Annotated in this window: 10 protein-coding genes; 3 read left to right on the top strand and 7 right to left on the bottom strand. The window is 50.3% G+C overall.

The genetic code is table 11. The features are described 5' to 3' along the window. Nucleotides 1–51: 51 nt before the first annotated feature. A complete protein-coding gene (locus DDZ13_RS01400; protein ID WP_146209195.1) occupies nucleotides 52–2049 on the bottom strand; it encodes a hypothetical protein in 1998 nt (665 codons plus the stop codon). Nucleotides 2050–2163: 114 nt separating this feature from the next. Here DDZ13_RS01400 and DDZ13_RS01395 point away from each other — a divergent pair, with 114 nt between their 5' ends. After that, nucleotides 2164–3063, top strand: coding sequence for an FkbM family methyltransferase (locus tag DDZ13_RS01395; RefSeq protein ID WP_110129634.1), 900 nt, complete (start codon nucleotides 2164–2166; stop codon nucleotides 3061–3063). Beyond that, complete coding sequence (locus DDZ13_RS01390; RefSeq protein ID WP_110129633.1) at nucleotides 3054–4898, top strand: glycosyltransferase family 39 protein; 1845 nt, start codon at nucleotides 3054–3056, stop codon at nucleotides 4896–4898. The genes DDZ13_RS01395 and DDZ13_RS01390 overlap by 10 nt, the downstream gene beginning before the upstream one ends. 20 nt (nucleotides 4899–4918) lie before the next feature. Here the strand turns inward: DDZ13_RS01390 and DDZ13_RS01385 are convergent, their stop codons facing one another. The 6 genes from DDZ13_RS01385 to DDZ13_RS01365 all read right to left on the bottom strand — a co-directional run bounded on the left by DDZ13_RS01385 (nucleotide 4919) and on the right by DDZ13_RS01365 (nucleotide 12120). Beyond that, the gene (locus DDZ13_RS01385; RefSeq protein ID WP_146209194.1) at nucleotides 4919–6754 is read right to left on the bottom strand and encodes a hypothetical protein; all 1836 of its coding nucleotides are present in this window, start codon (nucleotides 6752–6754) and stop codon (nucleotides 4919–4921) included. 5 nt (nucleotides 6755–6759) lie between these two features. Further along, on the bottom strand, nucleotides 6760–8583 hold the full coding sequence (locus DDZ13_RS01380; RefSeq protein WP_110129631.1) for a glycosyltransferase family 39 protein: 1824 nt from the start codon (nucleotides 8581–8583) through the stop codon (nucleotides 6760–6762). Nucleotides 8584–8652: 69 nt separating this feature from the next. Continuing rightward, entirely contained in the window at nucleotides 8653–8997 is a 345-nt protein-coding gene (locus DDZ13_RS15800) for a type II secretion system protein (RefSeq protein ID WP_110129630.1), read from the bottom strand. A gap of 153 nt (nucleotides 8998–9150) precedes the next feature. Next, entirely contained in the window at nucleotides 9151–10164 is a 1014-nt protein-coding gene (locus DDZ13_RS01370) for a PIN/TRAM domain-containing protein (RefSeq protein WP_110129629.1), read from the bottom strand. A 12-nt stretch (nucleotides 10165–10176) separates the two neighbouring features. Further along, nucleotides 10177–10308 (bottom strand): hypothetical protein, encoded by a 132-nt coding sequence (locus DDZ13_RS15795; RefSeq protein ID WP_269845158.1) that lies wholly within the window; start codon nucleotides 10306–10308, stop codon nucleotides 10177–10179. 57 nt (nucleotides 10309–10365) lie between these two features. Next, nucleotides 10366–12120, bottom strand: a complete 1755-nt coding sequence (locus DDZ13_RS01365) for an SUMF1/EgtB/PvdO family nonheme iron enzyme (RefSeq protein ID WP_110129628.1) — start codon at nucleotides 12118–12120, stop codon at nucleotides 10366–10368. 130 nt (nucleotides 12121–12250) lie between these two features. Between DDZ13_RS01365 and DDZ13_RS01360 the strand changes: the two genes are divergently transcribed. Next, entirely contained in the window at nucleotides 12251–13099 is an 849-nt protein-coding gene (locus tag DDZ13_RS01360) for a prephenate dehydrogenase (protein WP_110129627.1), read from the top strand. The last annotated feature ends 26 nt before the right edge of the window (nucleotides 13100–13125 follow it).

Here is a 13125-nt window from a genome sequence, read left to right as displayed (position 1 = left end):
ACTAGAGAGTAAGTTTCGACAGGGGCAACGAATATCCCCCCGAAATGATGCTCAGCGCTCCAGCACTTCTCCAATCTGACGCGCCAGGGGAGACAATTTTTCCTGCGGTTGCACTGTCGCCCACTCCAAAGCACCCGCACTTGAACCGGCGTTCGGGCCGTAGCGATCGACTGCGGCTCGCCAGGTGGCTTTCGCATCTTCGGGCTGCCCCTCTCGCCAAAAAGCCACGCCACGGATAAACAAAGTTGTCGCGTCGTTTTGGCGCAGGCCCGCGAGAGCACTCTTGAGATCCTTCCAGCTGCGTGCCGCCGCTTCGCCTTCGCGGCTAAGCCACAGATTAAACAGGGCGGCAAGCCGTACACGCTTTGCCGCGTCGAGATCGGGATCGGCGGTGAGAGCTTCCTCCGCCCAATCCAGCGATGCCTCATCCTGACCGGATTCCAGTGCCGCCTTTGCTAACAAAAGCTGATCCTGCCGGAAGGTTTCACGGCTACGGGCGTCAAACCAGTTACCATAAGTAAAACCCGCGACAATCAGGGCTCCCGCTCCGACCAGAAGGCCCCGCTTTAATCTTACCCTCCTCCAGCTTATCGTAGCCAGACCGCCGCATAGCACCACCAGTATCGGGGCCAGGGGCAAACGGAAGCGCGCGCTGACAAAAAACAATAACACCCCCGCCGTGTAAGCGAGTGCAAGTAGCGCCAGAGAAGCGGACTCGGCCTTTTCCATCTTCCGCCATCCGAATGACAAAGCCACCGCCGAGCCAATCAAGAGCAGACCCCATCCCAGGGGGTTCCAGGCTAACAAGGGCCATCGTTCCTTATGATAGTGATAACTTAAGTTATTGTATTGTTCCCAGTCGTTGACCAAGTAGGTCACTTTTCGAACCATAAGCTGCAACCAATCAAAGGGGTTCGCCGCAATATGCTGGAAAAGCCGTTGTCTCCAAAACGCATTCATGTCGTCGATGTCAGGAGAGGGAGACGCGTCTCCGGTCTCTTCCCGGTAGAGATAGACCGACTCCATACGAGTCGGGTTCATCCCCTCCGGCACATCATCAAAGGCAAGCCGTTGTTTATAAAATTTTCCGTTAGCCCCCTCCCGGTTGGCTGCGTACAGATTATACGCCCCCTGCCATGGCAAGATTCGGAACTCTCCGGACAACTGCTTATTCACCAGGCCCTGAGCGAGAAAGGACAGTCCGAGCGGAGTCGCGGCCAACAATGCGAGGCCTACCGCAGTCGCAATTCCTTTCTGACACCGGCAGGATAACCCAAATACGACCAAGGGGCAGGCAAGCGCAGCTGGCAAAAAGTTGGGGCGCGCGAGAAACGCTATGCTTAGCATCAACCCGGCAAAAAGGGGCAGGAACCATCTCGGAGATTCGGCAAAGCGCAACAAGCAATAGATAGCGAGTAGAAAAAAGGATAGTGCGAAGGTGATATCCAGAACCTGGACCGCGAAAAACAGCGCAACCGGATAGATTCCGTAGAACGCGCCGGAAAAAAAACCTGCAGCCGAACTCCGCCAAACCTGCCGAGCGATAAGACCGCAGAGTAGTGCGTTCAACAAATGGCAAAGCACGCCTAAAGCCGGAGCAAATACTTCGGCTTGGGGGACCCAGGATAAAATCCATGGGTAAAACAAAGCTCGATATAATGGCTCCTCCGGCAATTCACTTTTCGAGATCTTCTCAGCCCAGGCGAGGTTTTCCCGGGCATCCAGAACTGGAGCCTGTCCCAGGGGATCAGCTAGAAAATTGAATAGAAAGCAGACCAGATAAAAAATGACAAAGCCTGAAGCCATTGCCACGAAACCTTTTTTCGAAAGGAATAGATTTCTCGAACTTTTAGGCGAAGTATTCTTTCCAGACATATAAAACTTAATATCGCTAACATCGTTAAATCCATGCCGCCAGCATAGACTTCGTGATAAAGGCTTAACCCATATCCGTTTCTGATCAAAAATATCCAGACACGCGCCCCTAAGAAAAAGCTCTGTCACTCTATAAATTTTGTACTTTCTGCAGGTATTGCCTCGTTGACCCAATTATTCTGTGACACCTATAATTGCGCTCAATCCGAAGACCTCCATCTCGCCAGCGACAGAAAAAGATTGATACCGCAGCTATTTCCTCCGTCTCCCCTCGCCCATACAGAATGAATGATTCTTCAAACCAAACATAAGATATTTCTCGCTTCACTTGTTTACCACCCGAATCGGTGGTTGCGGACAATACTGGGAAAAACGGATCTCGGGCAGTTTTCTCGAAATGGGTTTAAATGGGAACTCGACCTTTCTGAAGTTGTTGACTTCTCGATTTATCTTACTGGTGGATTTGAACGCTATCTAAACAAGTTTATCGAAAGCAATCTCTCAAACGGCATGATTGCCCTCGATATCGGAGCCAACATTGGCGCACACACTCTTACAATGGGCCGCTCGATTGCTCCTGAGGGGCAAGCTCACGCAATCGAAGCGACTGAATACGCATTCAGAAAGCTTTCTCAAAACATAAAGCTCAACCCCCGGATTTCGGATCACGTGATTGCGCATCATTGCATGCTCATGCCGTCAAGCGACCAAGACATAGAATCCAATACGCCAAATGAAATCCACTCAAGCTGGCCGTTTCATTCCCGCCAATCTAGGCACCAATCGCATCAGGGTGTTTTAAAAAGCATCGGAACTGCTCGCAAAATAAGCCTAGACTGCCTATGCGCCGAACTGGACCTGAAACGCCTGGACCTCATGAAAATCGATGTGGATGGCAACGAATGGGATGTGCTGAGCGGGGGGCTTGAAACCCTTGAACGATTCTCTCCGGTAATTGTTATGGAAGTCGCGCCGGACTACCACCAGACGGGAGCCACTAAAAGCTTCCCGAACATCCATCGCCTCCTAACCGATCTAGGCTATTGTTTCTTTCACTTGGATGGCAAAAGACTCCCGACAACAGCAGAAGCTCTCGGTAATTCCGTTCCTGATGGCGCAAGTATGAACGTTGTTGCGTCCCACCCGAACAGCCGGCCCCTAAGCTTCAGTCACCGGCCATGTTTCTGAAAGAAGACATCCCATTCCCGAAGGTCATCTGTGCGATAGTCGCTTCAACTCTGGCACTCGCCTTACCGCTATTTTTTTTGCCAGATGAAGAAGCGATAATATTGGTTAAAAGATGTGGGTTCTGGTTTATGTTTGTGACCTGCTGCTTCTTTCTCTGGCAACTCTGGCATGAGGCGCGTCACCTTTCTTTTCGAAAAATCCGAAGCCTACTTTCCGAGAATTATATCGGCGTCTTTATTGTACTCTTCGTCACAATTTTTCTCCAGTACCAGGATGAACAGAAATACAAGATCCTCTACGACGAACACCTTTTGAGTTCGACTGCGGTGAACCTGTATGAAAATCAGTTCGCCTATGTAGAAGCAGCTTCCCATGTTCACGACGGCGAGACGGTCGCCAGCATAGGGCATGTCGATAAGCGCCCGCTGCTTTTCCCGTTTATTCTTGCGACTGTTCATAATGTTCTAGGCTACGATTACGAAAACGCTTTTTTATTGAATGCTCTGCTTGCCGGCTTGTTGCTTGCCCTGGTTTACAGTGTTGTCACTATTCTCACTGATAAACGATACGGTTGTATAGCTGTTCTTCTGTTAGGTGGATTACCACTTCTCGCGCAGAATGCGACTGGTGGCGGCTACGAACTGCTGAATCTTTGCTTTATAATCGGACTGGCTCTAACCAGCTACCTTTACTTTCGCCAAGAAGATGGAGTGAAGGGGCTGAATCTGATGCTAATTACGGCAGTTTTACTGGCTAACATTCGCTATGAGTCATTGCTGTACGTACTGGTTCCTGTCGGACTTTTTCTGCTCAAATGCTATCTTCTAAAAGAAATTCACCTTACGTGGTTCAGTGTCTTTAGTCCGCTACTCCTGATCCCCCCATTAACAAGCTTCGCAATTTTTCAGAATGAGCCTGTTTTCTTCATCACTTCCAAAGAAGATTTTTTTAGTTTATCCCATTTCCCTCAAAACCTATCCCACGCTGGCAGCTACCTTTTTGATTGGAGTGGCAGCCACACGAACTCCATCCTTTTATCAATAGTCGGTATACCATGCACACTCGCCTTTCTCGTCTGGCTCGTGCCGCAAATCCGAAAGAATTCTTTCACTGGTGATAAAGCTACGATTGCCTTTTTCAGCGTTCTTTTAGTCGTACTGAGCAATACATTTCTGGCTCTGTGCAACCATTGGGGGGCATGGACGGACCCGGCCACTTCAAGATTTTCGCTGCCCCTTCACTTAATTATGGCCGTTTGCACCGCCCTGGTCATGCATAGACTCTTCAAAAGAAAGTCAGCTACTTACTCGCTGATTATCGGGGCAGGTTTGTATCTCATATTTGTCACGCCTGCCCATTGTTACCGGATGCGCCAAGAGCCTCGTCTTGCCATTGCCGATGGTTACCATTGGTCCATGCACTGGATTAAGCAAAGAGCCTCGAATCGCAATGAACTTTACCTTGTCCACTCCGCTACGGGCATCGGACTTCTTCCCGTCGGCGCTCTCCCCTTCAGGACTGCAAATGCTTTACCGGAGAGGATCTACAAGCTTAAGAAAATAGGTTTTTATGAAGACATTTTTGCGGTGGAAGCTCTTGTCAAAAACGAGCGGGGCATGAGCCCGCTCGTTCCCGGCCCAGGAGCGCTCAGCCATCTATATGAGGTAGAAACAATTGCTCAGGCCCAAATTACTAAAAGGCTTACGTATCGGATAAGCCGGGTCATTGGCCTGAATACCCATGATGGGAAACTCGATGATTCCTACCCTGAAACCCAAACATTCGATCCTGTCGATAATTACGATTTTTACAGGCAATTGCCATTGAGTCCATAAGCATCATTGCTGATACCAAATCACTCGATCGTACCTAATCCTTCAGTAACTTTTTGGTACGACTGCTCCCCATCCTGACCCTTCGTATCATTACCAAAGGGCACCTTCGCTTCACTCAACTCCCCTTCAATCGTACCCACCCTGTAAATTCGGGTTATCCGCAGCGGGGAAAAGGACTTTTCCGCTATCAAAATCTTTTCAAATCCTTCCGCGTGATAGTTGGGCTTAAAAGTGACTTTCTTGTCTTCATCAAAAACGGCACGCGAACGCTCGATCCAATAAATCTCCGGGAGTTTTCGACGCGCTCTTTCACGGCTGAGGCGCCCCCGGTTGGAAACGGCCTCGGAAGGATTGATGCTGTGCCATTCATAAAGCGTCCAGATAATCGCGTTGGTATCTACAACCAGGCTCTTCGGCTTGAACAGACGATCGGCATGCTTCATCAACCACTCCGTTTCCCGCACCACAAAGTTGCTTTTGCTGTAGATACCCTTGGCCTTGTTCGGAAGGGTAAAACCTAACATGGATACGATCACGATGATCGAAACCACCCACCAGGTCGGCCGCCAGGGGGGGCGCTTCGCCAAGACCACGACGATAGAAACAACAAAAAGCAAATAGAGCGGAAGTGAAAACCGCGAGGTAATCCTATTATCGAGCTGTCCATGGTAGAACGCCATGATGAAGATAAAGTGCCCTACGATTCCTATCCCGAATATCAGCAATGCAGTAGCTTGGAACCGATCTGATTGGTGCTTCTTTATTTTATCTACACTACGCAGAATAAACAACACAAGGAACGGGATTCCGGCGAGCCCCAGCAAAAAAGAATTTGCGAGTTCATCGCCAGGATTGAGAAAGAAATAGAATGCTCCGTATAAATTCGGGATTAGATACTCACTGCTGAAGCGGGAGAGCTCTGCATTCGGCAGCTCCCAAAACCTGGGATTATTGTAATTATGATTCAGTAAGGCAGCCAATCCGAACAAAAGTGCGGGTGCGGCAGAGAAGCCGTACGACAGGATGACCTGTTTCTCCCGGAGCCATCCAATCGCCACGACAATCAGAACAGGCAGCCAAAACAAGACAGACTCGTAACGTGTGTAGCTCAGAAGTACCATCCCCAGTACTAACATGTTGAGACGCCCTCTTTCCGGCTTTTCGATGTAATAAATCCCGCAGAGGATCACGACGAAGAGCATTAGCAGGTTCAGCATATCCAAACCTCCGCCCGTTGCGTTCTGTGAGAGCAAGGGTAAGCTGGCCCAAAGAAACGGCCCTAAAATCCCCACAGGCAGGCCGCCCACTCGGTAACCAAACAATGCAGTCAAAGCCAGTAGTATGATGGCAAACCCGGCATTGACCAAAAATCCGTTAATAAGCCGGTAGCCAGTCAAATCGTGTACGACAGATACTGCAAAAGGGTACAGCCATGGTCGCTTATCCACATGGCTATCCACTCGAATAAAATACTCATTAAAGTTGCGCCCCTGGGTCAGCACTTCGACTTCTCGCTCCATGGAAAGGCTCTTCGCCGTGGAAGACAGCGTGTAGTCGTCCATTGCAATTTTTGGCCCGAGTTCACCATGTAGAAAAACAACATAAACAGCCAGGAGAACTCCGCCCGACAAGTAGATCAAGTGCGGCCCTTTCGGAATTTCAAAACGCACAATACGAAGAACCGAATAGCCGAACAATAAAGTAATAATTACGGCAAAGTAGTACCCGGTTTTATTCACAATCCACACCGCGGTCTCAGGGCTCGCACCCCAAAACGCGTACAGGGAACCGATGATGCCTAGCGCTAATAGCGCAATCATGGCGTATAAATCAACTGTACCGCGTAGGTGCTTCATTCTCTCTATGGTAATGTTTTGGCGAAAACTTCCATCTCCGTGGCTGTGTCATTTATACCTGAAAGTACGGATTCGTCATAAGCCGGCCGATCGCCCTTCCTATAAGTCACACCCCGCACTCGACCCATACGTAAGTACAGCTCGTCGGTCAGCTTAACTTCTTCCAAAACCTCGATATCGAAATCCTTTTCAATGGGTGTTTCCACTTTCCAGTCCCCCCGGCCCAATTCGGACTCCACCAACCTGTAAAAAACAATTACTTCTGAAAAAGTCCTTAACTGCATGTGAAGATCGATCTGCCTCTTTGCTTTCGCTGCTAAAATTTGTGGCAGACAGGATTCCTGTTCCGCAAGAGCCGCAGGGAGTTTATCCGTTATAAATAGTACGCCTTGCCCTTTCCTCTCCCTTACCTTTTCAACTACCCATTCAACGTTGCGTTGCGCGGCCAGACGCACGAGGTAATCCGTTCGTGCATTTTCCGGCCGAGTCACCAGAACAAAGAACACGGCAACTGCGGTAATACAAACTGAGTATATTATATTGCGCCATGGAATAATGTGAATGGTCAGGACAACAAATATGATTTGAAAAGCGATAAAAGGAAGGACGAGTCGTGTGGCGACAATATCGTCGATCTGCCCCCAGTGATAGGCCATCAATAGAAAGAAATTGAAAACGATCAGAAAAGAGAACCATAGCACTGCAGGTGCATCGTTTAGAGAGAGAAAGCTTTTAACCCGCCCCATAATCGTCAAAACGGGCGCAAGTAACAGTGCGGCACAAAAGAAGATGCTGAGAAGAGGACTGCCCGGCTGGATAGGCAACAAAGTGAAAAAAAAGTTAAGCGACTGGCTAAGGTTCTCCGGTATAATAGAAAGGGTAAATGGTGCCTCCGCATTGTTTTTGATCTGCCATAAGTCCGGATATTGATCAAAAACCGTCTGCTGCAGCGGAACGCAGACCAGCAGTAGTGGAACAAGGACTGAGACCCAACTGAGTTGCATGCGGCGCTGTCTCATCCACGATAGGAAAATAATACCGGCGATCGCTAAAACATAAGATCCTGATTCATAGCGCGTCTGAGCGAGCAGAACCGCCAGAATAATCATTAAATCAAAGCGGGCCTCTGTGGGACGCTGCAAGTAAAGCATGCTCACATAGAGTGTCGCCAGAATCATGACGGCGTTGAGTAAATCGAATCCTCCACCGTTTACGTTGATTGCGATCAAAGGGACAGTCATGCTTAGCGCAAGTGCGAGGTACCCTCCCCGTCGGCCGGCGAAACGGTGGCTGATCAAATACAGCAGCCCTAGAAAAACAGGCGTTAGCAAATGATTTAAAACGATAGTCTGATTGGCTCTATAGCCCGTGAGGTCGTGCAAAAGACTGACAACAAATGAGAAAAAGTATGGTCTCTTACCGACATAGCCTCCCAACAAGTTGAATGTCCCTCCAATATGATACCCGCGAGTGGCCGTCATCGCCTCTTTTTCATGATGCATCTGTAACGCTGTCACCGCCAATACCGGTTCATCCAGGACGACCTTATAAGCATCGTCCTGCAGTAAATAGGACATCAGACTCAAACCGATGATAACGAGCAGTGGGACAGTTTGCCTCCGAACTGAATTCAGCCCAACCCGGAAGCGAGATTCCCGGTAAACACGATAGCCCGCATGGACTCCGAGTAGTGTTGTAGCCAGCAACACCCAGTAACCGGAATGCTTGATGACCTGAATTGCAGCCGATGGCTCAAAAGCAAAAAACCCCAGATAGATCGCAAGGATAGCTGAGAAAACCTGAGCACTTAACTTTGCGCGAAATCCCATTGAAGCATAAAAAAAGCCACCTGATTAAACAGGTGGCTTGATAAAGATAAGAACTATCTCGTGATGCAATTAGAAACTAATTGTGGCGCTCACGTCAGTGCCGGTAGCTTCAAGCTGTGTGAGATCCGTCGTAATAGTACCTGTATATGTTTCGTCAGCAACTTGATCGACAGACTTTACGTACTGGTCAGAACCGACAAGCGAAGCACTCGATACTGTGGTGACACCATTCTCGAGGAAGTACTGGTCCGCACCGGAAGCAAGCTGGCGAAGGTTGTTAACCATAGTCTTTTTCTGTGATGTTTCACGAACCTTTTGGAAGGCTGGGATAGCCATCGCAGCAAGAAGGCCGATGATAACGACCACGATCATAATTTCAACGAGGGTGAAACCCTTTTTGGATTTATTATTCATGATGATATTCCTTTTTTATGTTATTATTGTATTTATAAACACTGGGGGCAATACCCCAAGCGTCGCACATAACAACCACGTAGAACAAAAATTCCAAGCAAATTCTTTGGTTACCAAGGCTTTAACAAATTTTTTAATATTTCGCCTGGCCGCCTAGATTTGGGATTTCAGGCTGGCAAATACCATTTTTCCGCCCGAGGACGGCACCACAGAGTCAACTTCGACCCTCACCTCTTTCCCAATATGGCTTTTAGCGTCGTTCACCACCAACATCGAGCCGTCCGGCAGATAGCCGACGGCTTGATTGGCATCCTTGCCCGCACGCACGAGTTCGACACTGAGACGTGACCCGATCGAAACTTCCTGGTTCACTGCCTTGACCAAATCGGTGATATTCAACCAGTCCACATGATGGAACTCCGCCAACTTCGCCAGATTGTAGTCTGTCGTCAGCAATTTTCCTTTTAAAGTATCGGCCAAATAGACCAGCTTTGAATCCACCGCTTTCCTGTCGGGAACATCGCTCTCGTATATTCTCAGATCGAGATGCTTCATATTCCGTAACCGGTTGAGAACATCAAGCCCCTTACGCCCCTTTTCTTTACGGGTAGGATCATTGGAATCTGCAACCGATTGCAGTTCATCCAGAACGAATCGCGGGATCAGCAGGGCAAACCCAAACCAGCGGCTTTCACAGATTGCCGCGATGCGGCCATCAATTAGCGCACTGGTATCCACCACCGCCAGCGGGGTCTCGACATTCTCTGAACTGAAGCGGACGTAGGGGATCACCAGATTGAACTCGTCCTTGCCCCGAAGCGCGATCACCGTCGCTAGGTACATACTGATCACGTAAAGGGCCAGTCGCGATAGAAAAAGAGTTTCCGCCAAATCCTGATCCTCCTCAAGTGGTTCGAAAAGAGGTGATTCCGAAAGCAGAAATGCGATGAGTGCACCAATCGCCAGGCCAAAAGTTATGGCGGAGAGCCCTCTCAACGAAAACCCCTCAAGTAACAGGTCGATCAAAATAACCAGCACCGAGATACTCATGCCGACGGAAATTACTAAGAATAAATTCCAGTCTTCGACGACGTAATGAAGTAGAATGCAGGCAAGCAGGCTAACGATAAGAAAGAAAGCTCTCAAGATATAGAGTGTCTTTTTCATAGCGAAAGGGCCTTAAAAACTAACCGCATCAGTCAACCAGATTAGGACGAAAGGAAGTAAAATCAGGAAGAGCATGACCCAGACAATCACCCGCTTGGCATTCCGGGCCTTGTGCTCAGCATGGCCAGCGTCTAACGATTTCATAACTCAGTAGTTTGGGACGTTCTCGTAGATTGGCAACCAGAACTTATCTTCGGGCTTCTATTTGACCTGCATGACGACACGAAAGCCGGTCATCCGGTTTCGCTCCTCGCGGGGCGCCTCACGAATCGGCACAGTAAAAATGGTTTCGAGGCGATCCAAAGCGTGTCCTCCGATATGACGGGCGTCCTCCGTCTCAAAGCGGTCCACCGACTCGAGCCATTCACTGACATTCCCCAGCAAATCGTGACACCCACTTGCGAACGGTTCTTTTGTTCCTATGGGCTGACTGGTGCTGTTTGAATTTGACAGGCTCCAGACATGTTCCTCGAGCACGACATAGCGAAGGCGCCCCAGCGCGGCGCGAAACTCGTTTTCTGTCGGCAGGCGCACCGGTTTCCCCATGATCCATGAGAGTCGCTCACAAAACTGCTTGGCCTCGATCCAGCTGACGGAGTCGACCGGCTTGACATCACCCCGATTCCGGCTGGGATTCGTACCCATAATCATGGAAAAAAGGGCCTGTGGCACTTCGGTTTTAAGGATACGCCATTCATCTTCCTCCGGGATGGGCAGCAGGGCCTGATACACTCGATCCTGAATAAAGCCCAAATCACTCTGCACCAAATTCAGATAGCGGACCTTGAGCTCAAGTTCCTCATCATTCAATGAGCTACGGGGATAGGCCTCCCTCATTTGCTGAATATCCTGACGCAGTTCCACAATCACCTCCGTAGCTTCAAAGGTCTGCCGTTTGCTGAGCAAATCTTTCAGGCGATTGTGATTTCTTTCAACCGCCCGACCAAGCTTGAAACTCTGGGCGGTCTCGGCCTTGCGCTGATATTCCGCCACGAGTTCGGAGGACGCGTATGGACTGTCGCGGAACGCTTCATTCAGTCGACGCTGCAGGCGGGCAGCTTCAAGGTAGAGCTTGGCCGCTTCAAGGTTTTTACCCTCCGATTTCCGAAGGTCGCCGAGTGCAGCTAATTTTTCAATCTCCACATGGCTTTGCCCGGACCGGATCCCGACAAGCTTGACCCGCAGACGCTCCAAACGGGCGACACTTGCTTGATTCGTGCCCCGAAATTCACGGTTAAGTTGATCCTGTATCGCAATGGCCCGGGCCAGCTTCTCTTCGGCCTGCTCCCAGTTCTCCTCGGCGATAAACTCCTCCGCTTCGGATTCCAGCTTCAGGCTGTTTTGCAGCAACGGCTCTGCGGTCAAGTAGCTGGCTTGGCGCTCGAGCGCGGTCGCGCGACCGACATTATAGGCATTACTCTGAGGAAAGTCCTGATTAATCTTATCCTGCAGGGCATAAGCTTCACGATATTTCGTACGGGCGGCTTCATAGTTTTTTTCCTGAGCCAGGCTCTCCGCTTCAGTCTCCAATTGTACACTCCGCTCCTGCAAATCCGCCGCGGCGAGGTTCTCGTAACGCACGGTCAAATCCCTTAATCGCCTGGCGGCATCTGCATCGACACCTCCAACACCTTCCAAATAAGCCTTTTGTAGATCGCGCGCCTTTCGAATCAGTTCGATATCCTGAGGTTCCGCCTCTCTCAAGGCCATGAACTCTTCAAACTTGGCCTCCAGTTCGATACTTTCTTCTTTAAGCGCCAGAAGATCCTCGGGCACTTCCTCCGTCTGGGCGATTTCACGATAATCAACGTCACGCGGCCCCATCTTGGATAAGAACCAAGCGCCGCCGAGCACCAAGACGGCCAGAGCGAATACGAGAAAAGTCAGGAGGAACTTTTTGAATGGGCTGCTCTCGTGGGGAAGGCGTGGGCGATGTTTCTTTTTAAATATTGCCATTTTAAAATTGGGACTGGCACTGAAAAATTGGTCTGCCTAAATGACCTGCGACCATCCACGCCGCAAGGCTAAAGGCGAAATGCAAGTGAACCTCTGCATCCAAGTAACTTAAGAAAAGAGAATAAAGAAAATGTTCGATCAGATTACCATACTGGGCCCCGGTCTGCTAGGGGCTTCTATCGGCATCGCTGCGAGCGAGCGTGGCCTGACGAATAGAATCGTCAGTTGGTCGAGACGCGCGGAGACCCGGGGCAACTGTCAGGCCCAATCCTGGTGCGACGAAGTCTTCGACACCCCCGAAGCCGCTTGCCGCGGGAGCCAGCTCGTCATCATTTGCACGCCCGTACAAACCATCGTCCCTCTGCTCTCAAAGATCGCGGAGGACTTGGCACCCGAGGCATTAGTTACCGACGTCGGTAGCACGAAAAGCCGGATCTGCCGGGACGCCATGGGGGTTGACTTGAATGGCGCGACGTTCATCGGCTCCCACCCGATGGCCGGATCCGAGCAGACCGGGTTGGCTCATGCCCGTGGGAACTTGTTTGATGCGGCGGCCTGCATCGTCACACCCCTGGAAGACGCACCCTCCGGGAAAGTGCGGCAAATTAGCACTTTCTGGGAATCCCTCGGCATGCAAGTAACACATGCATCGCCGGAGCATCACGATGAAATCGTCGCCCATATCAGTCACTTGCCGCACCTGCTCAGTTCGGCCCTGTGTAGTTTTCTAGCCAGCAAAGATCCCACCTGGAAGGCTCTGGCGGGTGGCGGGCTGCGCGACACCACCCGCATTGCTTCCGGCGATCCGGGCCTTTGGCGGCAGATCCTGGAAAGCAATCGTGAGGAAGTCATCCGCGCCATAAGTGGCATGGAAGAGGAGCTTCACCAGGTCAAGTCGGCCCTGACCAACGAAGATGCAGCGACGCTGAATCAACGTCTGGAGCGAGGAAAGCACTACCGCGATTCGCTCTCTTCCTAGCTGTCGACCGGGCGACTCATGTCCAG

The sequence above is a fragment of the Coraliomargarita sinensis genome (genome assembly GCF_003185655.1).
Classification (GTDB): domain Bacteria; phylum Verrucomicrobiota; class Verrucomicrobiia; order Opitutales; family Coraliomargaritaceae; genus Coraliomargarita_B; species Coraliomargarita_B sinensis.
This window is presented reverse-complemented; position numbering and strand designations above follow the sequence as displayed.